The organism is Ruegeria sp. BF10, from assembly GCF_056538725.1.
On sequence record NZ_JBQFTR010000001.1, the window covers coordinates 807,068 to 828,686 of the forward strand.

25 protein-coding genes are annotated in these 21,619 nt (G+C 58.6%); 20 read left to right on the forward strand and 5 right to left on the reverse strand.

What is annotated here, in order from left to right:
• The 11 genes from nuoI to ACR0DJ_RS04135 all read left to right on the forward strand — a co-directional run bounded on the left by nuoI (position 1) and on the right by ACR0DJ_RS04135 (position 10,717).
• Entirely contained in the window at positions 1-495 is a 495-nt protein-coding gene (gene nuoI, locus ACR0DJ_RS04085; RefSeq protein ID WP_170343788.1) for an NADH-quinone oxidoreductase subunit NuoI, read from the forward strand.
• Positions 492-902 carry a carboxymuconolactone decarboxylase family protein gene (locus tag ACR0DJ_RS04090; RefSeq protein WP_074733728.1) on the forward strand — a complete coding sequence of 137 codons (411 nt, stop codon included), beginning with the start codon at positions 492-494 and terminating at the stop codon, positions 900-902. Before nuoI ends, ACR0DJ_RS04090 begins: the two co-directional genes overlap by 4 nt.
• Complete coding sequence (locus ACR0DJ_RS04095) at positions 899-1,501, forward strand: NADH-quinone oxidoreductase subunit J (RefSeq protein ID WP_480683967.1); 603 nt, start codon at positions 899-901, stop codon at positions 1,499-1,501. The genes ACR0DJ_RS04090 and ACR0DJ_RS04095 overlap by 4 nt, the downstream gene beginning before the upstream one ends.
• A gap of 104 nt (positions 1,502-1,605) precedes the next feature.
• Entirely contained in the window at positions 1,606-1,986 is a 381-nt protein-coding gene (locus ACR0DJ_RS04100; RefSeq protein ID WP_171362538.1) for a hypothetical protein, read from the forward strand.
• A gap of 4 nt (positions 1,987-1,990) precedes the next feature.
• Positions 1,991-2,296 (forward strand): NADH-quinone oxidoreductase subunit NuoK, encoded by a 306-nt coding sequence (gene nuoK, locus ACR0DJ_RS04105; RefSeq protein ID WP_005984024.1) that lies wholly within the window; start codon positions 1,991-1,993, stop codon positions 2,294-2,296.
• A 6-nt stretch (positions 2,297-2,302) separates the two neighbouring features.
• Complete coding sequence (nuoL, locus tag ACR0DJ_RS04110) at positions 2,303-4,456, forward strand: NADH-quinone oxidoreductase subunit L (protein WP_480683969.1); 2,154 nt, start codon at positions 2,303-2,305, stop codon at positions 4,454-4,456.
• The gene (locus ACR0DJ_RS04115; protein WP_170343791.1) at positions 4,456-6,000 is read left to right on the forward strand and encodes an NADH-quinone oxidoreductase subunit M; all 1,545 of its coding nucleotides are present in this window, start codon (positions 4,456-4,458) and stop codon (positions 5,998-6,000) included. Before nuoL ends, ACR0DJ_RS04115 begins: the two co-directional genes overlap by 1 nt.
• 15 nt (positions 6,001-6,015) lie before the next feature.
• Complete coding sequence (nuoN, locus tag ACR0DJ_RS04120) at positions 6,016-7,458, forward strand: NADH-quinone oxidoreductase subunit NuoN (RefSeq protein WP_117868412.1); 1,443 nt, start codon at positions 6,016-6,018, stop codon at positions 7,456-7,458.
• Between the two features lie 54 nt (positions 7,459-7,512).
• Positions 7,513-8,262, forward strand: a complete 750-nt coding sequence (locus tag ACR0DJ_RS04125) for a biotin--[acetyl-CoA-carboxylase] ligase (protein WP_171167330.1) — start codon at positions 7,513-7,515, stop codon at positions 8,260-8,262.
• 11 nt (positions 8,263-8,273) lie between these two features.
• Entirely contained in the window at positions 8,274-9,053 is a 780-nt protein-coding gene (locus ACR0DJ_RS04130) for a type III pantothenate kinase (protein WP_117868414.1), read from the forward strand.
• Positions 9,050-10,717, forward strand: a complete 1,668-nt coding sequence (locus ACR0DJ_RS04135; protein WP_480683971.1) for a ribonuclease J — start codon at positions 9,050-9,052, stop codon at positions 10,715-10,717. The genes ACR0DJ_RS04130 and ACR0DJ_RS04135 overlap by 4 nt, the downstream gene beginning before the upstream one ends.
• A gap of 10 nt (positions 10,718-10,727) precedes the next feature.
• On the opposite strand, the gene ACR0DJ_RS04140 is transcribed toward ACR0DJ_RS04135, so the two are convergent.
• The gene (locus ACR0DJ_RS04140) at positions 10,728-11,429 is read right to left on the reverse strand and encodes an NUDIX hydrolase (RefSeq protein WP_480683972.1); all 702 of its coding nucleotides are present in this window, start codon (positions 11,427-11,429) and stop codon (positions 10,728-10,730) included.
• A 25-nt stretch (positions 11,430-11,454) separates the two neighbouring features.
• On the reverse strand, positions 11,455-11,853 hold the full coding sequence (locus ACR0DJ_RS04145) for a DUF983 domain-containing protein (RefSeq protein ID WP_257599027.1): 399 nt from the start codon (positions 11,851-11,853) through the stop codon (positions 11,455-11,457).
• Positions 11,854-12,071: 218 nt separating this feature from the next.
• On the opposite strand from ACR0DJ_RS04145, the gene ACR0DJ_RS04150 reads away from it, so the two are divergent.
• Genes ACR0DJ_RS04150 through ACR0DJ_RS04165 form a run of 4 tightly spaced genes read left to right on the forward strand, consistent with a single transcriptional unit; the run spans position 12,072 to position 13,979 of the window.
• On the forward strand, positions 12,072-12,542 hold the full coding sequence (locus ACR0DJ_RS04150) for an EF-hand domain-containing protein (RefSeq protein ID WP_170343797.1): 471 nt from the start codon (positions 12,072-12,074) through the stop codon (positions 12,540-12,542).
• A gap of 6 nt (positions 12,543-12,548) precedes the next feature.
• Positions 12,549-13,166, forward strand: a complete 618-nt coding sequence (locus ACR0DJ_RS04155; RefSeq protein ID WP_480683973.1) for an RNA polymerase sigma factor — start codon at positions 12,549-12,551, stop codon at positions 13,164-13,166.
• Entirely contained in the window at positions 13,156-13,509 is a 354-nt protein-coding gene (locus tag ACR0DJ_RS04160) for a hypothetical protein (RefSeq protein WP_170343799.1), read from the forward strand. Before ACR0DJ_RS04155 ends, ACR0DJ_RS04160 begins: the two co-directional genes overlap by 11 nt.
• The gene (locus tag ACR0DJ_RS04165) at positions 13,506-13,979 is read left to right on the forward strand and encodes a periplasmic heavy metal sensor (RefSeq protein WP_170343800.1); all 474 of its coding nucleotides are present in this window, start codon (positions 13,506-13,508) and stop codon (positions 13,977-13,979) included. The genes ACR0DJ_RS04160 and ACR0DJ_RS04165 overlap by 4 nt, the downstream gene beginning before the upstream one ends.
• Before the next feature lie 5 nt (positions 13,980-13,984).
• Here ACR0DJ_RS04165 and ACR0DJ_RS04170 read toward each other — a convergent pair whose 3' ends face one another.
• The gene (locus tag ACR0DJ_RS04170; RefSeq protein WP_425078549.1) at positions 13,985-15,385 is read right to left on the reverse strand and encodes a diguanylate cyclase; all 1,401 of its coding nucleotides are present in this window, start codon (positions 15,383-15,385) and stop codon (positions 13,985-13,987) included.
• 88 nt (positions 15,386-15,473) lie between these two features.
• Here ACR0DJ_RS04170 and ACR0DJ_RS04175 point away from each other — a divergent pair, with 88 nt between their 5' ends.
• The 5 genes from ACR0DJ_RS04175 to ACR0DJ_RS04195 all read left to right on the forward strand — a co-directional run bounded on the left by ACR0DJ_RS04175 (position 15,474) and on the right by ACR0DJ_RS04195 (position 19,849).
• A complete protein-coding gene (locus ACR0DJ_RS04175; protein ID WP_170343802.1) occupies positions 15,474-15,758 on the forward strand; it encodes a DUF3572 domain-containing protein in 285 nt (94 codons plus the stop codon).
• 25 nt (positions 15,759-15,783) lie between these two features.
• Complete coding sequence (locus ACR0DJ_RS04180) at positions 15,784-16,476, forward strand: HAD family hydrolase (RefSeq protein WP_425078548.1); 693 nt, start codon at positions 15,784-15,786, stop codon at positions 16,474-16,476.
• 118 nt (positions 16,477-16,594) lie between these two features.
• The gene (locus tag ACR0DJ_RS04185) at positions 16,595-18,154 is read left to right on the forward strand and encodes a trimethylamine methyltransferase family protein (protein ID WP_170343804.1); all 1,560 of its coding nucleotides are present in this window, start codon (positions 16,595-16,597) and stop codon (positions 18,152-18,154) included.
• Between the two features lie 118 nt (positions 18,155-18,272).
• Entirely contained in the window at positions 18,273-18,860 is a 588-nt protein-coding gene (locus ACR0DJ_RS04190) for a heme NO-binding domain-containing protein (RefSeq protein WP_425078547.1), read from the forward strand.
• The gene (locus ACR0DJ_RS04195) at positions 18,857-19,849 is read left to right on the forward strand and encodes a diguanylate cyclase domain-containing protein (protein ID WP_480683975.1); all 993 of its coding nucleotides are present in this window, start codon (positions 18,857-18,859) and stop codon (positions 19,847-19,849) included. Before ACR0DJ_RS04190 ends, ACR0DJ_RS04195 begins: the two co-directional genes overlap by 4 nt.
• Positions 19,850-19,887: 38 nt before the next feature.
• Here ACR0DJ_RS04195 and ACR0DJ_RS04200 read toward each other — a convergent pair whose 3' ends face one another.
• Positions 19,888-20,586, reverse strand: a complete 699-nt coding sequence (locus ACR0DJ_RS04200) for a CbiX/SirB N-terminal domain-containing protein (protein WP_170343807.1) — start codon at positions 20,584-20,586, stop codon at positions 19,888-19,890.
• A gap of 61 nt (positions 20,587-20,647) precedes the next feature.
• On the reverse strand, positions 20,648-21,580 hold the full coding sequence (locus tag ACR0DJ_RS04205; protein WP_170343808.1) for an AEC family transporter: 933 nt from the start codon (positions 21,578-21,580) through the stop codon (positions 20,648-20,650).
• Positions 21,581-21,619: the final 39 nt, after the last annotated feature.

Genomic DNA, 21,619 nt, shown 5'->3' on the forward strand with positions numbered 1-21,619 from the left:
ATGACCCAAATCGACTATACCCGCGCTGCCAAATACTTCCTTCTGCAAGACTTCTGGGTCGGCATGAAGCTGGGGCTGAAGTACTTCTTCGCCCCCAAGGCCACCGTGAACTATCCGCACGAAAAGGGCCCGCTATCTCCGCGCTTCCGGGGTGAACACGCCCTGCGCCGTTACCCGAATGGCGAGGAACGCTGCATCGCCTGTAAATTGTGCGAGGCAGTCTGCCCGGCGCAGGCCATCACCATCGACGCCGAACCGCGCGAAGACGGCAGCCGCCGCACCACGCGGTATGACATCGACATGACCAAATGCATCTATTGCGGTTTCTGCCAGGAGGCCTGCCCGGTCGATGCCATTGTCGAAGGCCCGAATTTCGAATTCGCCACGGAAACCCGGGAAGAGCTATTCTACGACAAGGAAAAACTGCTGGATAACGGTGAACGCTGGGAAGCCGAGATCGCACGCAATCTGGAACTGGACGCGCCGTACCGATGAGTGACACGCCCCAAAATCCGTTCGAGCTGATGATGAAGCAGGCTCAGGACATGGCCAAGGCGATGAACCCGGCGATGGAGAATTTCTCGCCCAAGGGGTTCGAGGCGCTGTGGCCGACCATGCCGAAAGAGGTCATGGAGATGATGTTCGGCAACACCGTCAACAAAGACGGGCTGGATGCCAAGACCCGCCTGCTGCTGACGCTGGCCGGGCTAACCTGCCAGGGCGCTCAGGCGGATGCGGCCGTGCGTCAGACCGTGCGCCACGCACTGGAGGCGGGTGCCAAGAAACAAGAGATCGTGGAAACGATCGGTCAGATGTCGGTCTTTGCCGGCATCCCGGCCATGACCCGCGCGCTGGATCTGGCGCAAGAGGTCATGGGCGACAACGAGGATGAGGATCAATGACCGTCTTTGCCTTCTATCTGTTTGCCATCAGTGCCATCACCGGCGGGCTGTTCACGGTGATCAGCCGCCAGCCGGTGCACTCGGTGCTGTGGCTGATCCTGTCCTTCCTGTCCTCGGCAGGGCTGTTCGTGCTGCTGGGGGCCGAGTTCGTGGCGATGCTGCTGGTCATCGTCTATGTCGGCGCGGTCGCGGTTCTGTTCCTCTTCGTGGTGATGATGCTGGACGTGGACTTTGCAGAGCTCAAGGCCGAAATGGCGCGCTATATGCCGCTGGCCCTGTTGATTGGTCTGATCATCCTGATGCAGTTTGTCATGGCCTTCGGGGCATGGGACAGCGCACAGGGTGCGGCGGCCAATCTGGCCCAGCCGGTCCCGACAGACCGCCACAACACCGAGGCGCTTGGCCTCATCCTTTACGATCAATATTTCCTTCTGTTCCAACTGGCGGGCCTGATCCTGCTGGTGGCCATGATCGGAGCCATCGTTCTGACGCTGCGCCACCGCAAGGACATCAAGCGTCAGGACATCATCGGCCAGATGATGCGCGACCCGGCCAAGGCGATGGAATTGAAGGACGTGAAACCGGGGCAGGGGTTGTGAGGTTCAAAGCCGTGATACCTGGGCTAAGTTTCGCTTTTTTCCCCGCGACTGTTTTCGCAGCGGGTATCGAAGCTTGCGAAGCTCTTCCGATTATGTCGCATCACGTGTTCGAGACGAACCACAGAATCGTTGGCAACGGCGTTGTCTCTTACTCTGAGATTGGCTCTATCTGCACCGACGAATTGGGATGCACACATACTGAGTTTGTTTTGTTTGCGGCTTGTGAAAGCGGTCAAACGATGCGCGTCGTAGCGAAACTTGAACGGGACTTCGACGGTACTCATTTGGATCGCGTCGATGAAGCAAATGAAGTTGTCCAAGTACTAGCATCTGCTGAAACAAGTTATTCGTGGACTTCGGCAACAAAAGCCTTTGAGCGAAAGGCATTCCAGATCGACGACTACATTGAATCGAAAGAAAACTGCGCCTGTGCAATGGCGTTTCCCGAGCTTCGCAACGGGAAAGAGAAATTCGAGGGACTCTAAGACGATGATCGGACTTGAACACTATCTTACGGTCGCGGCGACGCTGTTCGTCATCGGCATCTTCGGTCTCTTCCTGAACCGCAAGAACGTCATCATCCTGCTGATGAGCATCGAGCTGATGCTGCTGGCGGTGAATATCAACCTCGTGGCGTTTTCCAGCTTCCTTGGCGATCTGGTCGGGCAGGTGTTCACGCTGTTCGTGCTGACCGTTGCGGCGGCCGAGGCGGCGATTGGTCTGGCCATTCTGGTCTGCTTCTTCCGCAACCGCGGCACCATCGCGGTTGAAGACGTCAATATGATGAAGGGGTAAGAGAACATGGAAACCACCATCCTCTTTGCCCCGCTGGTGGGCGCGCTGCTCTGCGGCTTTGGCTGGAAGTTCATCGGTGAGAAAGCGGCCATGTGGACGGCCACGGGCCTGCTGTTTCTGGCCTGTTTGCTGTCGTGGCTCGTGTTCTTCACCTTCGACGGGCACACACAACAGATCGAGATCATGCGCTGGATCGAAAGCGGATCGCTGTCGACAAGCTGGGCCATTCGTCTGGACCGGCTGACCGCCATCATGCTGATCGTGGTCACCACGGTTTCGGCGCTCGTGCATCTCTACAGCTTCGGCTACATGGATCACGACCCGCAATGGCGCGAAGGCGAAAGCTATAAGCCGCGTTTCTTCGCCTATCTGTCCTTCTTTACCTTCGCCATGCTGATGCTGGTGACGGCCGACAACCTTGTACAGATGTTCTTTGGCTGGGAAGGCGTGGGTGTCGCATCCTACCTGCTGATCGGCTTCTACTATCGCAAGCCTTCGGCCAATGCGGCGGCGATGAAAGCGTTCATCGTCAACCGTGTGGGCGACTTCGGCTTTGCGCTGGGCATCTTCGCGCTGTTCTTCCTGACCGACAGCATCAATTTCTCGGACATCTTTGCCTCGGCGCCTGCGTTGGCAGAAGAAAAGCTGCATTTCCTGTGGGGCGAATGGACCGCCGTCGAAGTCATCTGTGTTCTGTTGTTCATCGGTGCGATGGGTAAATCGGCGCAGTTGATCCTGCACACTTGGTTGCCCGACGCGATGGAAGGCCCGACGCCCGTGTCGGCCCTGATCCACGCCGCGACCATGGTGACTGCGGGCGTGTTCCTCGTCTGCCGCATGTCTCCGCTGATGGAATTCGCGCCGGGCGCGACCGGGTTCATCACCTTCCTTGGGGCTTCGACAGCGTTCTTTGCGGCGACGGTGGGTCTGGTACAGACCGATATCAAGCGCGTCATTGCGTATTCGACCTGTTCCCAGCTGGGATACATGTTCGTTGCCGCCGGTGTCGGCATGTACTCGGCGGCCATGTTCCACCTGCTGACGCACGCTTTCTTCAAGGCGCTGTTGTTCCTTGGCGCGGGGTCGGTGATCCACGCCATGCATCACGAGCAGGAGATGACGGAGTACGGCGGTCTGCGCAAAAAGATCCCCTATACCTTCTGGGCGATGATGATCGGTACGCTGGCCATCACGGGTGTCGGCATTCCGCTTACCACGATCGGTTTTGCCGGGTTCCTGTCGAAGGACGCGATTATCGAAAGCGCCTATGCAGGCGGCACTGGCTATGCCTTCTGGATGCTGGTGATCGCGGCGATGTTCACCTCGTTCTACAGCTGGCGTCTGATCTTCCTGACCTTCTACGGCAAACCGCGTGGGGACAAGCACACCCACGACCACGCACATGAAAGCCCGATGACCATGCTGGTGCCTTTGGGCGTGTTGTCACTGGGTGCGGTTTTTGCCGGGATGATCTGGTACGGCAATTTCTTCGGCCATGCGGACAAGGTCGGCAAGTTCTACGGTATTCCGGTGGCAGAAGCGTCAGAACATGCCGAGGCCGGTGATCATGCTGCGGCGGATGCTTCGCACGGTGAAGACAGCCATGCCGATGAAAGCCACGCGGCTGACAGCCATGCCGACAATGCAGAACATGGCGAGAAAGACGCGCATGGCGGTGACCATCATTATGTGTTCGCGGGCAAGCCGGGTGAGGGTGCTCTCTATATGGCACCAGACAACCATGTTCTGGACGACGCGCACGCCGCGCCGAAATGGGTCAAGTTTTCGCCGTTCGCTGCCATGTTGCTTGGCTTTGTGGTCGCGTACTGGTTCTACATCGTGAATACGTCGCTACCGGCACGTCTGGCCGCCAACCAGCGTCCTCTGTACCTGTTCCTGCTGAACAAATGGTACTTTGACGAGATTTACGATGCGATCTTCGTCAAACCCACCGTCGCGCTTGGCCGCTTCCTGTGGAAACGCGGTGACGGCAATACAATCGATGGCTTCCTGAACGGAGTAGCAATGGGCGTTGTTCCCTTCTTCACCCGCCTCGCCGGCAAGGCGCAGACCGGGTACATCTTTACCTATGCCTTCTGGATGGTGCTGGGCATCGCGGCCCTTGTGACCTGGATGTCGATCGGCGGAGGGGCCCACTAATGGACTATATCCTTTCGATCGTCACGTTTATCCCCGCCTTCGCCGCAGGCATTCTGGCCTTGTTCCTACAGGGTGACGATGCAGCGGCACAGCGGAACGCCAAGTGGACTGCTCTGCTGGCCACCACTGTGACCTTCCTGGTTTCCATCGGCATCTATACAGGCTTTGACCCGTCGAACCCCGGCTTCCAGATGGTGGAAGAGGGTGAGTGGCTGATGGGCCTCAAGTACAAGATGGGTGTTGATGGCATCAGTGTTCTGTTCGTCCTGCTGACCACCTTCATCATGCCGCTGACCATCCTGGCCAGCTGGAATGTCACGGATCGCGTCAAGGAATATATGGTTGCCTTCCTGCTGCTGGAAACGCTGATGCTGGGCGTCTTCATGGCGCTTGATCTGGTGCTGTTCTACCTGTTCTTCGAAGCGGGCCTGATCCCGATGTTCCTGATCATCGGGATCTGGGGTGGCAAGGATCGGATCTACGCCAGCTTCAAGTTCTTCCTCTACACCTTCCTCGGCTCGGTCCTGATGCTGGTGGCCATGGTTGCAATGTATGCGGACGCAGGCACAACGGACATTGCCGCGCTCATGACGCACCAGTTCTCGTCCGAGGGCTTCAGCGTGCTGGGTATCTATGTTGTCGGCGGCATGCAGACCCTGATGTTCCTGGCCTTCTTTGCCTCGTTCGCGGTGAAAATGCCGATGTGGCCGGTGCATACCTGGTTGCCGGACGCCCACGTTCAGGCGCCCACGGCGGGCTCGGTCGTACTGGCGGCGATCCTTCTGAAGATGGGCGGCTATGGCTTCCTGCGGTTCAGCCTGCCGATGTTCCCGGTGGGTTCGGCCGTGATGACCGATCTGGTGCTGTGGATGTCTGCCATCGCGGTTGTCTACACCTCGCTGGTGGCGCTGGTGCAGGAGGATATGAAAAAGCTGATCGCGTATTCCTCGGTCGCGCATATGGGCTTTGTGACCATGGGCATCTTTGCTGCGAACCAGCAGGGCATTGACGGAGCGATCTTCCAGATGCTCAGCCACGGGTTCATCTCGGCCGCGCTCTTCCTCTGTGTCGGCGTGATCTATGACCGGATGCACACCCGCGACATCGAGGCTTATGGCGGTCTGGTGATCCGGATGCCCGCATACGCGCTGGTCTTCATGCTGTTTACCATGGCCAATGTCGGCCTGCCGGGTACATCCGGGTTCATCGGCGAATTCCTGACCCTGATGGGCGCGTTCCAGGTCAACACCTGGGTAACGGCGGTGGCTGCGACCGGTGTGATCTTCTCGGCGGCTTATGCGCTGTGGCTCTACCGCCGGGTCGTGTTTGGCGATCTGATCAAGGAAAGCCTCAAGGCGATGACCGACATGAGCACGCGCGAGCGGTTGATCTTCGCCCCGCTGATCGTGATGACCATCCTGCTGGGTGTCTACCCGTCGCTGGTGACCGATGTGATCGGGCAATCCACAGCGGCGCTGATTTCGAACTATGACACGGCTCTGGCCGCGGCTGAGGCTGCGACTCAGACAGCCGCTTCGCATTAAGGGAGCTTTGGAGACATGATCCAGGCTGATCTGACAATTATCCTGCCGGAAATCGTTCTGGCGCTTTATGCGATGGCGGCGCTGCTGGGGGCTGTCTATACGACAAAGGACGGGCTGGCGCCTCTGCTGGTCTGGACCACGGCAGGTCTTATGGCCCTTCTGGCAATCTGGATTGCAACTCAGGGTGAAGGTACAAACGTCGCCTTCAACGGCATGTTCGTCGATGACGGCTTTGCCCGCTTTGCCAAGGTTGCCATCCTGCTGTCGGCGGGTGCCGTTCTGGTCATGAGCCAGGAATACATGGCGCGCCGTGATCTGCTGCGATTTGAATACCCGTTGCTGGTGGCACTGGCCGCCGTGGGTATGATGATGATGGTCAGCGCGGGGGATCTGATGTCCCTGTATATGGGCCTCGAGCTGCAATCGCTGTCTCTCTATGTCGTGGCGGCACTGCGTCGTGACAGTGCAAAATCGACCGAGGCAGGTCTGAAGTATTTCGTGCTGGGTGCGCTGAGCTCGGGTCTGCTGCTTTATGGTGCGTCGCTGGTCTATGGCTTCACCGGTACCACGTTGTTCTCGGGCATCATCCAGACAGTTCACCACGGCGATGTTTCGCTGGGTCTGCTGTTTGGCCTGATCTTCCTGATCTCGGGTCTGGCCTTCAAGGTCTCGGCTGTTCCGTTTCATATGTGGACACCGGACGTTTACGAAGGTTCGCCTACGCCGATCACGGCCTTCTTTGCCACGGCGCCCAAGGTTGCGGCGATGGCGTTGTTCGCGCGCCTGTTGCATGACGCGTTCGGCGGCATTGTCAAAGACTGGCAGCAAGTGATTGTCCTGCTATCTGTCCTGTCGATGTTGCTGGGTGCCGTGGCCGCGATCGGGCAGCGCGATATCAAGCGTCTGATGGCGTTTTCGTCCATCGCCCATATGGGCTATGCGCTGATTGGCCTGGCCGCCGGCACCGAGCTGGGTATCAAGGCGATGCTGATGTATCTGGCCATCTACGTGACCATGAATATCGGCACCTTCGCCTTCATTCTGATGATGGAACGTGACGGTAAACCCATCACCGACATTGACGCTCTGCGCCAGTATTCAAAGCGTGATCCGGGCAAGGCGCTGGCGGTGCTGATCCTGATGTTCAGCCTTGCGGGCGTACCTCCGATGCTTGGTTTCTTTGCGAAATTCGGTGTCTGGCAGGCCGGTGTCAGTGCTGGTTTGACCGGGCTTGTGATCGTCTCGGCCATCGCTTCGGTCATCGGGGCCTTCTATTACCTGCGGATCGTGTTCTACATGTATTTTGGGGCCGAGAACGAAGAGCCGATCGAAACCCGGTCGACCCCTGTTCTGTGGGTGGCATTGATGGGGTCTGCGGCCCTGATGCTGATCGGTATCTTCTATCAGTTCGGCGTCGAGGGCGCGGCGGCAGCCGCGGCGGCCACGCTTGTCAACTGATCGTATTGCACAACCGGAAAGAGGGGCTCGGTCGCGCGACCGGGCCTTTTTGATATGACAAAATGGCCCCAAGGCTATGGCCTGCACGAGGTGCAGGAAGTCGACAGTACGCTGAATGAAGCGGCGCGGATTGCTCCGAATGCGCGTGGTCCCGTTTGGATCATGGCGCATCATCAGACGGCCGCGCGTGGGCGGCGCGGACGAAGCTGGGCCAACCCGATGGGCAACCTGGCGGCGACCTTGCTGATGCGTCCTCAGGGCGCACCGGAACAGGCGGCCTTGCGCAGTTTCGTGGCGGCGCTGGCACTTTTTGACGCGTGTGTCGCCGTTACCGGGCGGGCTGCCGGACTGTCGCTGAAATGGCCCAATGACGTGCTGCTGAACGGTGGCAAGCTTGCCGGCATCCTTTTGGAAAGCACTGGGCAGGGGCGTGGTGTGGCGCATCTGTCCATCGGCATCGGAGTAAATCTGGCCAATGCCCCGGATGCCGACGCGGTAGAGCCCGGCGCGCTCCGCCCCGTTTCACTTTTGTCGGAAACCGGTGCACATGTCTCGCCCGAGGACTTTTTGACTGAACTGGCCGCGGCCTACGCCAACTACGAAACCCAATTCGTTACCTATGGGTTCGAACCGATCCGCACCGCCTGGCTGTCCCGCGCGGCCCGGTTGGGCGAGGTCATCACCGCGCGAACCGGAACGTCAGAAACGGTTGGGACCTTCGAAACGGTGGACGCAAGCGGTAACCTTGTCTTAAACACCGCCAAGGGCCGCGTGAGCATTCCTGCGGCGGATGTCTTTTTCTGAGAGGGGCGCAGATGCTTCTGGCCATCGATTGCGGCAATACCAATACCGTTTTCTCGATCTGGGACGGTGAGGAATTCCTGTGCACCCTGCGCACCTCGACCCACCATGCGCGCACGGCAGACGCGTATTTCACATGGTATTCGACGCTGGTGAAGCATTACGGGATCGAAGCGGACATCACCGACGTGATCATCGCCTCGACCGTGCCGCGTGTGGTGTTCAACCTGCGCATCTTCGCCGATCGTTTTTTTGGCTGCCGACCATTGGTCGTGGGTAAACCCGATTGCCTGTTGCCTGTCCCGCCGCGTGTGGATGAAGGCACGGTGCCCGGTCCGGATCGACTGGCCAATGCGGTTGGCGCTTTTGATCGTCATGGCGGCAATGTGGTTGTCGTGGATTTCGGCACTGCAACGAATTTCGACGTCGTCGCTGCCGATGGTGCCTATGTGGGTGGCATAATCGCCCCGGGCGTAAACCTGAGCCTTGAGGCCTTGCACCAGGGCGCGGCAGCACTGCCGCATATCGATATCACCCGACCGGACAAGGTGATCGGAACGAATACGGTTGGTTGTATCCAGTCGGGCGTGTATTGGGGATATTCCGGTCTGATCGAGGGGCTGATCGCCCGGATCAAGGACGAATACGGAATGCCGATGAAAGTCGTTGGCACCGGAGGGCTGGCCCCCTTGTTCGATCAGGCCGACGTGGGGTTCGACGCAATCGAAGATGATCTGACGATGCACGGGCTGACCGTGATCCATCGCTACAACAAGGATAATGGCTCCATATGAGCAGTGAAAGATTGATCTACCTGCCGCTGGGTGGCGCGGGCGAAATTGGCATGAACGCCTATGTCTATGGCTATGGTGAACCGGGGAAGGAACGCCTGATCCTTGTGGATCTGGGGGTGACGTTTCCCGATATGGATACAACGCCGGGCGTTGACCTTATCTATGCCGATGTCTCATGGCTGAAAGAGCGTGCCGACCGGCTGGACGGTGTTTTCATCACGCACGCCCATGAAGACCATGTCGGCGCCGTGGCCCATTGTTACGAAGCCTTGGGTGCGCCGGTCTATGCGCGTGCCTTCACGGCCAATATCGCGCGCCGCAAGATGGAAGAACACGCGCACCCGACCGAGGCGGTGACGACCGTTTCCGCCTGGCCTGAACAGGTGTCCGTCGGGCCGTTCACCGTTGGCTTCCTTCCGGTTTCGCACTCGATTCCCGAAAGTGCCGCATTGGTCATCGATACACCCGCGGGGCGTGTCGTGCATTCGGGCGACTTCAAGCTCGATGCGGCCCCAGTCGTGGGCGAGGCTTTTGATCCTGACCTGTGGGCCGAGGTCGCCAAGCCCGGCGTCAAGGCGCTGGTCTGTGACAGTACGAATGTGTTTTCGACCCATCCGGGACGTTCAGAATCCGAAGTTGGCCCCGAGATCGTCAAGCTGGTCGAAGGCGCGGAAGGCATGGTCGTGGCAACCACCTTTGCCTCAAACGTCGCGCGGGTCAAAACGCTGGCCGAAGCGGGTGCACAGGCCGGGCGTTCCGTCGTTCTGCTGGGTCGCGCGATGCGCAGGATGATCGAAGCCGCGACCGAAACCGGTATTCTTGCGGATTTCCCAAAGGTGATCAGCGCCGAGGAAGCTCTGGACCTTCCGCGTCAGAACCTGATGCTGATCGTGACCGGCAGCCAGGGGGAACGCCGTGCTGCCAGCGCCCAACTGGCCCGTGGCAAATACCGCGGTCTGGAACTGGCCGAGGGCGATCTGTTCCTGTTTTCCTCGAAAACCATTCCCGGTAACGAGCGGGGCGTGATCTTCATCATGAACCAGCTCAGCGAAAAGGGTGTGGATGTCGTCGATGACAGTTCGGGCCTCTATCATGTCTCAGGCCATGCGAACCGGCCGGATCTTGAGAAAGTGCACGCACTGACCGACCCGCAAATTGTTATCCCGATGCATGGTGAGCACCGCCATCTGCGCGAACACGTCAAACTGGCTGAGCAAGGCGGCAGAACCGGAGTGCTGGCGGTGAACGGCACCATGCTGGATCTCAGCGGCAATGCGCCTGTGATCGTCGACTATGTCGAAACCGGTCGCACATATCTGGACGGCACCGTGAAGATCGGCGCCCTTGACGGCGTTGTGCGGGATCGTATCCGCATGGCTTTGAACGGCCATGTTACGGTGACGGTGGTTCTGGACGAAGAAGACGAACCGCTGGGCGAGCCGTGGTGCGACACCATGGGGTTGCCCGAAACCGGCACGTCCCGTGCGGCGTTGGTCGAAGTGCTGGAAGAGGATCTGAACCAGTTCCTGATGCGGGCCGCTGCCAAGACCCTGCGCGATGACGACAAGCTGGAAGAAGAAATGCGGCGCATCGTGCGGCAGACAGCCAAAGCCGAAATTGGCAAAAAGCCCGAAGTGACGGTGGTGGTCAGCCGGATGCGGTGAAACCGATCCCTCAGTCGTGGGTTGGCATCGGATAGCCCCTGAGACGCAGGAACAGGTTGGCTTCTTCGTTGTTTTTGTAGAATGGAACCGACGATGGCGGCTCGGGGGACGTAACCCGGGCCGCTATTTCCGCCAGAACGACCTCGGTGATAAACGGCAGATCCAGATCCCGTGCCCGATCCAATGGCACCCATTGCAGGTGCGACAGTTCATCCGAGGCGTGACTGAAATCATCCACGTCACCTTGCAGGGCTTCGGCGTCGACCAGAAAGAACCGCGCATCGAACCGGCGGGGACGGCCCGGTGGAGTTACCGCGCGAAAGACGAACTGAAGCGCAGCCGCAGTTGGCAGGTAACCCAACGCGGCAAAGCTATGCCAATCGTCAGGAACATGACCGGGCCATGTGCCCGGCTGGCCAAGAACAAGACCGGTTTCTTCCCAAAGTTCACGTATGGCGGCAGCGGCGAGGGCGCGTTGAATCCCCGGCTCGGCCTGTTCGCCCAAACGTTCAAAGCACAAATCCGGCAAGTCCGTTGCCAATGGAACATCCGCGTCAGCCGGATCAACCGCGCCACCGGGAAAGACGAACTTGTTCGGCATGAACGCCGCTTTGGACCCGCGTTGCCCCATAAGGATCGAGGGGTTTGTCCATCTGTCCCGCAGCACGATAACCGTCGCTGCGTCCCGGATGGCGGTTTTGTCGGGTGTCATGTCCAAACTGATCAACTGGTTCGGTTCATGCGGATTTTTCAAAGCCATGCATGCGACGCGCCCACTGATACGCCACCACGGCACCTTTCAGGCGCGGCAACAGGAACAGGGACAGGGCAACGCAGGCGATGGAGAAGCCAATGGCCATCGTCCACGGATCGGGCCGCCAATGCACGTACGACACGTGCAGCGCCGGCGCCAGCAGATGGCCGACCAGCAGGATCGTCAGGTAGGCAGGCCCGTCATCAGCGCGATGATGAAACAGTTCCTGCCCGCAGTTCGAGCAGGAGTCATTGACCTTGAGATAGCTGTGCAACAGTTTGCCCTCCCCGCAGTTGGGGCATTTGCAGCGAAAACCCTTGACCAGGGCGGGCCATGTCTCACGCTCATCTTCAGAGGTCGTCTCGATCGTCTGATCCGTCATAATGTAACTCGCGCATTAATCTTTTGCGGATAATGGGCCTGATCGTGAAATTTTAAAAGGGGGGTGCGTCGCTTTGCAACGTCTGCCCGACACGTCGACTTGGGGCGATTCCGAAACTTTCAAAATAATACCGACTTCAGCGACGGAATTCCTGGCGCAGCCCGTTTGAATGGGTATGAGCGGCGGCACTCGGGCCGCGTCAACAAAAGGAAACGGAAATGAAAAACGTTACATTCATCTCGGCCATTGTCATGTCGGCGGTTGCGATTACCGGTACTTCTGTTCTGGCCGCTGGTCCGGGTGGCCGCGAGCCGGTGTCCTTTCAGGAACTGGACGCCAATGGCGATGGTCAGGTGACGCAACAGGAGATGGAGGCGCACCGCACCGCGCGTTTCACCGAGGCAGACACAAATGGGGATGGACAGCTGAGCCAGGAAGAAATGCAGGCCGCGGCCCAAAAGAAAGCAAGCGATCGGGTTGCCAGGATGTTCGAAAACAACGACGCGAACAAAGATGGCTTCCTCAGCCAGGATGAGTTGCCGAAACCGCGCCGGGCTGCCAAGATGTTTGATCGGATGGATGCGGACAACAGTGGCGGAATCTCGGAACAGGAATTTGCCGATGCCAAGGACCGGATGGGACGGCACCAAAAGAAAAAGCATCACAAGTCGAACGCAAGCGATAACTGATGCAGGATGGAGGACCTGACCTCCCACCCACAAGACGCTCGCGGTGCGGATTGCGCCGCGAGCACTCTCAGCGACGATGCGTTGCTGAGGCAATTCGCCGACGGCGAGGCGGGGGCTGCGCGCATCCTGACCGATCGTTTGGGGCCACGCTGTTATTCGGTTGCATTGCGCATGTTGGGTAATCGGGCCGAGGCGGAAGACGTGACGCAGGATGCGATGATGCGGTTGTGGCAGATGGCGCCGAATTGGGTGTCGGGTCAGGCCAAGGTTTCGACCTGGCTGTACCGGGTGACGTTGAACCTGTGCGTGGACATCAGGCGCAAGAAGACACCCGACAGGTTGTCGGACATTCCCGAACCTGAAGACGGCAAGGCCAGCGTGGTTGACCGTATGCAGGATGAGGCGCGCAAGGATGCCTTGCAGTCGGCTCTGGCCGAGCTGCCCGAGCGGCAGCGACAAGCGGTCGTGCTGCGCCATATTGAAGAGCTGCCCAACCCCGAAATTGCCGGGATCATGGGCATTTCGGTAGAAGCAGTTGAAAGCCTGACCGCAAGAGGCAAGCGCAGCCTGACCGCGATTTTGGCCGGACGACGTGAAGAACTGGGGTATGAAAATGGCGGATGAAGACCTGCAACTGGATCATTTGTTTGCACGGGCACAGCGGCAGCGACCGGCACTGCCGGACGATCTTGCCGTGCGAATCCAGATGGATGCTGAAACTGTTCGCCTCGGTCGCCTTGCGCCTGCGCCGCGCCCGATGCCTTCGATATGGAACAGGTTGATAAGCAGTGTAGGGGGATGGCAGGGCCTTGGCGGGCTTGTCGCCGCAAGTGCTGCGGGTGTCTGGATCGGGTTTTCCGCACCAGCCTTTCTGCCGGACCCGGCCAACCTGTTGGCGTCGGAGGAGACATCCTTCCTCGTGGCCGACCTTGGATTTGACTCGAGTTTTCTGGAGAGCACGGAATGAACGCTGATCCCAAGCCCAAACGCAGGTGGGTTCCTGTCGTCCTGGTCCTGTCACTGGCGCTGAACCTGCTGGTTGTCGGTGTCGCTGTTGGAACGGTATTGCGCCTCAAAGGTGGGGATCATGCCAAATCACCGCCCGGCTTCGGCCCCGCGTTGTACCGGGCCCTGCCCAAGGATGATCGAAAGGCGATGCGGGGCGAGCTGACGGGCCTGCACAAAAAAGGGTCCAAGGGTCGCGCTCAGGATTTTGAAGCGCTCAGTCAGGCTTTGCGCGCAACGCCCTTCGACCCGGTCGCCGTTCAGGTTCTGTTGCAACAACAAGCGCAGGCCACCGCCGATTTGCAGCAGGCTTTGCAAACGCAATGGCTGGCACGTGTGACCGCCATGAGCGATGATGAACGGCAGGCCTATGCAGACCGGTTGCAGGAGGTCGTCAAACGCGGGCCGCATGGGCACAAGAAAAGAGACTGAGCAGATCAGGCGGCACTTTGCCTGATACTCACCTGATTGCGCCCTGCTTTCTTCGCAGCATAAAGCGCTTTATCCGCGGACTTGATCAGGTTTTCCACGCTTTCGGCCGCACAGTCTTGCCGGGTAAAACCGGCCTGAGACAGTTTCAACCCGATACTGACCGTCACATCAACCTGTGCCCCATGGTCCGGTAACAGGAACGGGGACTGACAAATGCTGTCACAAACGGTTTCGGCCAGGTTCAACGCCTGTTTGGGCGAAACATCCGGCACCCCGATCATGAACTCTTCACCACCGATGCGAGCGACAAAGCCACGGGACCCCAAGGCATTTTGCATTCGTTCCGCTGCTTGCGTCAAAACGTAATCGCCGCTTGCATGGCCATGGCCATCATTGATTGCCTTGAAGTGATCCAGATCGGCCAGCATGATGGCAAAACTGCGCCCCGTTCTGGCGGATTGGCGCGCGATCTGATCCAGCGCGCGCATGGCGTAGCGGCGATTGTGCAGCCCGGTCAACGGGTCGATCCAAGATTCCGCGATGCCCCTTTTGAGAGAGACCCGCATCTGATCCAGCCGCGCTTTGCGGGCAATCTGGTTTTCAAGCCGCAGCAGGATCTCCTGCGCGCAGAACCCGCCGAGACAGACGGCATCGGCCCCTCGGTCCAGAGCTTCCGAAGCCTGTCCGGCGTCTTCGTCTTTCAGCACCCCGATCAAAACTGTGTGCCGGGTCACGCCGCGTGATCTCAGGTCGGCAAGGATATTCAGGCCGGCCGGGTTCGACCCCAGCTCAACCACGATCGCATCAGGAACAGACCCGGACAATACACCACGCAGGTTTGACTGAAGATGCCAGTTCAGATCAAATTGACGTTGATCATTCAGGGCCTTTTGCCAAAGGGCGCCGGTTCGGGCCGTGTGGGTCAGAATATCAACCCGCGCCGCTTTGGAGGGTCTGATGATCGTCGGGGCCGGCTCTGCGAAGCCGATCGGTTGCGATCCGTTGCTGACCTGCAAATCCTGAGTGACCGCACGGGCACGCAAAAGGCTGCGAATGCGCGCCAACAATAAGGTGTCTTTGAACGGGTGCGTCAACACATCATCCAGCCCGTCCTTCAACGCCCGCAGCCGAGCGTCCCGGTCATTTTGCGCGGCAATCGCCACGACCGGAACGTCGTCAAGGCCGGGTTCCTTCACGATCGCCTTCTTCACATCCGCAGCGGTTCCATCCGGCAACGTCTGGGCCGTCAGAACCAGATCCGGTTGCGTACGCCGCACCAGTGCGGGCAAACCTTCAAGCTTTTCACCCTGCACCACGTGATACCAGGCCGCCGTCAGCTGTACCTTCAGCATGATGCGATTGGTCGATACCCCGTCGAGGACAAGGATGGTTCCCTGCACAGACATAGTTGTTCACCGTTGATTGCATGCGTGAACAAAGTGTTTATGACTCTGGTTAACAAACCCTTTCCAAGACCGAATCTGACCCAAGTTTATGCCGATATCCTCTGATTCCGCCGAAACTCTTGCACTGACGGCCCTGGCCTGGCTGGTCGGCAATGACGAGCTTTTGCCTGTTTTTCTGGGTTCCACGGGGGCATCGATCGAGGATGTGCGCGATCGGGCAGGCGATCCCGAGTTTCTGGCGTCGGTTCTTGATTTTCTGGTGCTTGACGATTCGTGGGTCATGGCGTTTTGTGACGCCAATTCACTCGCCTATGATCTTCCCGCCCAGGCAAGGGCGGTATTGTCCGGCGGCGCTGAGGTACACTGGACATAACCCTATTTTTCCGCAGGAGCACCGGATGCCGATAGATGCGATCATCTTTGACAAAGATGGCACGCTGTTTGACTTTGCAAACACGTGGGGAGGGTTCGGACGCTCCATGCTGTTGCGCCTTTCCAACGGGGAGGAAGATCGCGCGACCGAGCTTGGCCGTGTCATCGGATATGATTTCGAGCAAGGGAAGTATACCGAAGACAGCATTGTAATCGCCGCCACGGTCGAGGAAATCGCAGAGGTTCTGATTGCCCATGTCGATGGCGTGATCTTGCAGGAGATCATCGATTTAATGAACTCCGAGGCCGCCTCGGCCCCGCAGGTGCCCGCGGTGCCATTGGTTCCTTTCCTGGAAGGTCTGCAAAATGCCGGAATAAAGCTGGGCGTTGCGACGAATGACAGTGAACATCCCGCTTTGCAGCATCTCGAATCTGTCGGGGTAAGGGGGCATTTCGATTTCGTCGCCGGGTATGACAGCGGTCACGGGTTCAAGCCGGGACCGGGCCAGTTGCTGGCCTTTGCCGCCCATATCGGGGTCGAGCCATCTCGTATCGCGATGGTGGGTGACAGCCTTCATGACTTGCAGGCCGGCCGCGCTGCTGGGATGACCACGATCGGTGTTTTGACCGGTTTGGCCGAGGCCGATGCATTGGCTCCGATGGCGGATGTGATTTTGCCGGATATCGGACATATTCCCGAATGGTTGACCAAAATTTGATTTTCAAATCCGGGATTCGACAAAACGGAATGAAAAACCGACATATTCTGTCGCAGACGGAGCGGCCATAGGCGTCTCTTCGGGGCTTGCTTGACGAAAGCAAGAACAGGAGGCACCGATGGCCGAGACCAAGACACGCAAGCGCCGCGGAGGAGGGCGTGCAGGGGCGGCTGCGCGCAGAGGCAGTGCAGCGATTGACCAGATGCCCTGGGACCCGCCGGTCAATATCGATCGACCTACGGAACCTCTGGATCAGGCCGGCATCGAAGCGATCCATGAAGGGGCGATGCGGATCCTCGAAGAGATCGGGATCGAGTTTTACAACGAAGAGGCAATAGGCATCCTGCGCGAAGCCGGTTGTACCATCGACGGCGACAATGTCCGCATGGGGCGGGACTTTGTCATGGAGATGATCGCCAAGGCTCCCAGCCGGTTTTCGATCACCCCTCGCAATCTGGATCGCAAGATCGAAATCGGGGGGAAGAACATCCTGTTCGGCAACGTTTCTTCCCCGCCGAACTACTGGGACATGGAGATCGGGAAAAAAGTGCCGGGCAATCGCGAGATGTGCCGGAATCTTCTGAAGCTGACGCAATACTTCAACTGCATCCATTTCGCGGGCGGATACCCGGTCGAGCCGGTCGATATCCATGCCAGCGTCCGTCATCTGGACGTGCTGTACGACAAGCTGACCCTGACCGACAAGGCGATGCACGCCTATTCACTGGGCAAGGAACGTGTCGAAGATGTCATGGAAATGGTCCGCATTGCAGGCGGTTTGAGCCACGAAGAGTTCGAAGCCGCGCCGCGCATGTACACCAATATCAACTCAACCTCGCCGCTGAAACACGATCACCCGATGATAGACGGATGCTTGCGCCTGGCACGGCGGGGACAAGCGATTGTAGTCACACCCTTTACGCTGGCCGGGGCCATGGCACCCGTAACCATGGCGGGTGCCGTGGCGCAGTCCCTGGCCGAGGCGCTGTGCGCCATTGCGCTGTTCCAATATGTGCGCCCGGGTATCCCTTGTGTGATCGGTACCTTCACGTCGAATGTGGACATGAAGTCCGGCGCGCCGGCCTTTGGAACACCGGAATACATGCGTTCGACCCAGATGACCGGCCAGATGGCGCGGTTCTATGGTTTGCCCATGCGGTCTTCGGGTGTTTGTGCGGCAAATGTGCCGGACGGCCAGTCGGTGTGGGAGACTTCGAACTCGCTTTGGGCAGCCGTGCAATCGGGCACCAATATGGTCTACCACGCAGCCGGTTGGCTTGAGGGCGGTCTGATCGCCAGCCCGGAAAAGTTCATCATGGACTGCGAAATCCTACAGCAAATTCAACGCTATATGAACCCCGAGTTGACCGCCACAGGGCCGGACGAGATTGCCCTGGATGCGATCAGGGCAGTCGGCAATGACGGCCATTTCTTTGGCATTCAGCATACGCAGGATCGCTATACCACGGCGTTCTATCAACCCTTCCTGAGTGACTGGAAAAACTATGAAGGATGGGAGGTCGCCGGCGGTATCTGGACCGCAGAACGCGCGCATCACATGTTCAAGGAGATCATCTCAAGCTTTGAAGCCCCCCCGATGGATGAAGGTATTCGCGAGGAACTGGCCGCTTTTGTCGAACGCCGCAAAGCGGAAGGCGGCGCGCCCACGGATTTCTGACCGGACGGGTGGTATCGAGTTGATACTCGGTTGAATTCGCTACAACTCAGGGTGGATTTTGGCTATTTGTTAAGGTTTTTCCGGCCACAGTGCACAGGACACAAATCTGGGGCATCTGATGCATGGTCTGATCAATCGGGCGATACAGTCCTTTGTCTGTGCGACCTACGGGCGATCCTGCTGGTTGCGCGTGACCGACGCCGCGCGGCTGGGGTTTGTCGAGTTTGAAGCCATGCTCGTCTATGACGATGACATGACGTCCAAGGTAATGGAGGCGCTGAGCGCCGACCTCGACCGGCCGCAAGCCGAAGTCTTTGAGGACTTGGGAACGTATCTCGTGTCTCACCCGAATATGGAAGGGCTGCGCCGCCTTCTCAGGTTTGGCGGCGTCAGCTATGTCGAGTTTCTTCATTCGCTCGACGATCTGGGGGACCGCGTACGGCTGGCGGTGTCTGACTTGACCCTGCCGGCCTTGGAACTGAAAGAGCTGTCAGCCACGGAATTTCAACTGAGTTGTTCCCCGGGCCTGCCCGGGTACTCCAATGTCATGGTTGGGGTCCTGCGCGCAATGGCGGATGACTATGGTGCGCTGGTGATGCTGTCACACGAGGGGCAGCAGCAAGGGAGTGACGTCATTTCCATCATGTTGGTTGAAAGCGCATTTGCTGAGGGGCGGCATTTTGATCTGGGGGCTCGGAACGGATGACAGATACCCAAGAACTGGCTGGTCTGCTGGAAACGCTTTGCCCGATGTTCCTGTTGGTGGACCAAAACGGGCATATTCAACAAGCTGGTCCGACCCTGCAAAAGTTGCGACCTGAATTGCGGCTGGTGGGGCAGGGTTTTCTGGATGTATTTGAACTGATCCGCCCCAGAACGATCACAACCGTTCCCGCCCTGATGTCAATGGCGGGGGCGAAGCTGCACCTGAGGTTCCATGATGAACCCCGTACAACCCTCAAAGGCCTGGTTGCTCCTTTGCCGCATTCAGGTGGTGCGGTCATCAATCTGTCATTTGGTATCTCGATTTTGGATGCGGTACGGGACTATGCGCTGACTAGTGCTGATTTCTCAGGCACGGATCTGGCGATCGAGCTGTTGTATCTGGTCGAAGCCAAATCCGCCGCGATGGAGGCATCCCGCTCTCTCAACCTTCGGCTACAGGGTGCGATGCTTGCAGCCGAAGAGCAGGCCTATACCGACACGTTGACCGGACTGAAGAACCGCAGGGCAATGGATCACTTGCTCGAGCATTTGATCTCGGGAAATTCCACCTTCGCGCTCATGCATCTGGATCTGGATTTTTTCAAAGCCGTGAATGACAAGCTGGGTCATGCGGCTGGTGATTTCGTCTTGCAGCAGGCCGCCCGCATCATGCAGGAGGAAACACGAAGCAACGACACTGTGGCCCGGGTCGGCGGGGATGAATTCGTTATTGTTTTCAAAGATCTGACTCGGGAAGATACTCTGGCCTGCATTGCTGGGCGTCTGATATCAAAGTTGAATGAACCGATGACGTTTCAGAATCAAAGCTGTACGATCTCGGCCAGTATTGGCACCGCCTTGTCCACGCAGTTCGACTGCCCCAACGCCGCCGACATTCTTCACGCAGCAGATTTGGCCCTTTATCAGGCCAAACGTGACGGCCGGTCATGCCACCGCATGTATTCAGCGTTGAGCAAGGCGCAAACCTGAATTCGCCCGGGAAACACGATGGGCAACGTATCGGGGCTTCAGGCTGAATCGAATGCCTCATTTATCTTCTTGGCTATCTGTTGCCGGATCGGAGGCAACTCTCCCACCACCGGCAGGACCACGCCTGAAAACCCCGCGCGATCCAGCTCTTGCGGGACGTCTTCCTGCACGTGCCCTCCGGCACAGGCAAAGAACGGAAGGCACAGCGCCTGATCTTCGGTGCCGTTGGCGGCGTCAGATATGGAAGGTGGCTCTTCGACGAAACCGACGCGAACAGATTTGAAAGCCACCAATCCCGCAAGCTGTTTCGCAAACTGCAACGCCACGGACGACGGGTTCCGGCTGCGCCCGGAACCATGCGCGGCAATGACCAGATCAGTGGACCGAGCGGCCCAGTGTTTGTCGGACAATTCCGATTGCAGGGCCTCTGCGGTCAGGGCCGGCAGGTCCGGGTCAATTCCAAGCGGGTCCAAAATCTTTGCCGGATGGTGCCCAAGCCGTTTGGGTAACGCGCTGGTGACAAACCACCCCTTTGCCATGAAAAGTGGATAGATGACCGAATTTTCGGGCGCGCGGTCCAGCTTCGCCTCCAACGCGCCCGGCGCGGCCAGAGTGGCCGAATGCACCGCCACATGCTGGGTCAGCGCGTTGACCTTGGCTGCGAATGCAGCAAGTGCAGCTTCCGCCGGTTCCGGGTCAGACGGTTGGCCATGAGCGACGATAATTGCATGTGACATTCGGATCTCCTGCTGCGTTGCGCGATAGGTGTTTCACGTCGACCTGAAGTCAACACCACAGTTAGCCCAGAAGTGTCAGCCATAGCCAGACGGTCAGAATGGACGAGGCTGTTCCGATAAGTACGGCCGACGCTGCGACCCGTTTTGCGCGACCATACATATTGGCGAAAATATAGGCGTTGAAACCCGGAGCCATGGCGGCATTCAATACGCCCGACCGAAACAGGTCCTGCGGCAGGCCCACGGATTTGCCGAACATCCACACCAGGCTGGGATGCAGCATCAACGAGATACAGCAAACATATGCGATGGTGCGCAGGTCGCCTTCGGGCTTGTATTTGACCAGCACTCCGCCCAAGGCAAACAATGCCCCGGGCAGGGCAGCACGGGTGATCAACCCCAGCGCTTCGTCGACCACGGCAGGGATCGCCAGACCGGATAGGTTGACCAGAAACCCAAGGGCAATACCAAGGATCAGCGCGTTCTTGAACATTGCGGACAAAACAGACCGTGCCATGCGGATGCCTCCATGACCGCGACTTCGCACGACCTCCATCACCGTGATCCCGACGCCGTAACAAAACGGAGAATGGAAGGCGATGATCGCGTAGTTGCCCGTCAGGTTCTCGGGCCCGTATGCGCGTTCGGTAATCGGCAAGCCCAAGAGGACAGAGTTCGAGAACAGGCAACAAAACCCGATGGCGACGCAATCCTCCCAGTCGCGCCCGAAAATGATGCGTGCGCCGAACAGACCTGCCGTGAAACACAGGGCGGCAGCGGAATAGAAACTGGCCAATAGACGGGGGTCGAAACTGGCGCCGAGGTCCAGATGCGCGATGGCCAGGAACAAAAGGCAGGGAATCGCAAAGCCTTGGGTGAACTTCATCAGCCCATCGACATGCGCTTGTTTGAAGTACCCCGTGCGGGTTGCCGTATACCCGGCCCCGATTACAAGGAAAACCGGAAGAATGACGTCGATCAGGCTTTGCAGCATGTGACCCTCCCGCGACGGACCTGCTGCGATATTTTGCGG

Excerpts from the sequence above, each read along its gene's own strand:
- ACR0DJ_RS04125 (WP_171167330.1), top strand. The coding sequence starts at position 7,513 with ATGACAAAATGGCCCCAAGGCTATGGCCTGCACGAGGTGCAGGAAGTC.
- ACR0DJ_RS04150 (WP_170343797.1), top strand. The coding sequence starts at position 12,072 with ATGAAAAACGTTACATTCATCTCGGCCATTGTCATGTCGGCGGTTGCG.
- ACR0DJ_RS04155 (WP_480683973.1), top strand. The coding sequence starts at position 12,549 with ATGGAGGACCTGACCTCCCACCCACAAGACGCTCGCGGTGCGGATTGC.
- nuoL (WP_480683969.1), top strand. The coding sequence starts at position 2,303 with ATGGAAACCACCATCCTCTTTGCCCCGCTGGTGGGCGCGCTGCTCTGC.
- ACR0DJ_RS04130 (WP_117868414.1), top strand. The coding sequence starts at position 8,274 with ATGCTTCTGGCCATCGATTGCGGCAATACCAATACCGTTTTCTCGATC.
- nuoK (WP_005984024.1), top strand. The coding sequence starts at position 1,991 with ATGATCGGACTTGAACACTATCTTACGGTCGCGGCGACGCTGTTCGTC.
- ACR0DJ_RS04145 (WP_257599027.1), bottom strand. The coding sequence starts at position 11,853 with ATGACGGATCAGACGATCGAGACGACCTCTGAAGATGAGCGTGAGACA.
- ACR0DJ_RS04115 (WP_170343791.1), top strand. The coding sequence starts at position 4,456 with ATGGACTATATCCTTTCGATCGTCACGTTTATCCCCGCCTTCGCCGCA.
- ACR0DJ_RS04205 (WP_170343808.1), bottom strand. The coding sequence starts at position 21,580 with ATGCTGCAAAGCCTGATCGACGTCATTCTTCCGGTTTTCCTTGTAATC.
- ACR0DJ_RS04190 (WP_425078547.1), top strand. The coding sequence starts at position 18,273 with ATGCATGGTCTGATCAATCGGGCGATACAGTCCTTTGTCTGTGCGACC.
- ACR0DJ_RS04200 (WP_170343807.1), bottom strand. The coding sequence starts at position 20,586 with ATGTCACATGCAATTATCGTCGCTCATGGCCAACCGTCTGACCCGGAA.
- ACR0DJ_RS04180 (WP_425078548.1), top strand. The coding sequence starts at position 15,784 with ATGCCGATAGATGCGATCATCTTTGACAAAGATGGCACGCTGTTTGAC.
- ACR0DJ_RS04175 (WP_170343802.1), top strand. The coding sequence starts at position 15,474 with ATGCCGATATCCTCTGATTCCGCCGAAACTCTTGCACTGACGGCCCTG.
- ACR0DJ_RS04170 (WP_425078549.1), bottom strand. The coding sequence starts at position 15,385 with ATGTCTGTGCAGGGAACCATCCTTGTCCTCGACGGGGTATCGACCAAT.
- nuoI (WP_170343788.1), top strand. The coding sequence starts at position 1 with ATGACCCAAATCGACTATACCCGCGCTGCCAAATACTTCCTTCTGCAA.
- ACR0DJ_RS04095 (WP_480683967.1), top strand. The coding sequence starts at position 899 with ATGACCGTCTTTGCCTTCTATCTGTTTGCCATCAGTGCCATCACCGGC.
- ACR0DJ_RS04135 (WP_480683971.1), top strand. The coding sequence starts at position 9,050 with ATGAGCAGTGAAAGATTGATCTACCTGCCGCTGGGTGGCGCGGGCGAA.
- ACR0DJ_RS04160 (WP_170343799.1), top strand. The coding sequence starts at position 13,156 with ATGGCGGATGAAGACCTGCAACTGGATCATTTGTTTGCACGGGCACAG.
- ACR0DJ_RS04195 (WP_480683975.1), top strand. The coding sequence starts at position 18,857 with ATGACAGATACCCAAGAACTGGCTGGTCTGCTGGAAACGCTTTGCCCG.
- nuoN (WP_117868412.1), top strand. The coding sequence starts at position 6,016 with ATGATCCAGGCTGATCTGACAATTATCCTGCCGGAAATCGTTCTGGCG.
- ACR0DJ_RS04140 (WP_480683972.1), bottom strand. The coding sequence starts at position 11,429 with ATGACACCCGACAAAACCGCCATCCGGGACGCAGCGACGGTTATCGTG.
- ACR0DJ_RS04090 (WP_074733728.1), top strand. The coding sequence starts at position 492 with ATGAGTGACACGCCCCAAAATCCGTTCGAGCTGATGATGAAGCAGGCT.
- ACR0DJ_RS04165 (WP_170343800.1), top strand. The coding sequence starts at position 13,506 with ATGAACGCTGATCCCAAGCCCAAACGCAGGTGGGTTCCTGTCGTCCTG.
- ACR0DJ_RS04185 (WP_170343804.1), top strand. The coding sequence starts at position 16,595 with ATGGCCGAGACCAAGACACGCAAGCGCCGCGGAGGAGGGCGTGCAGGG.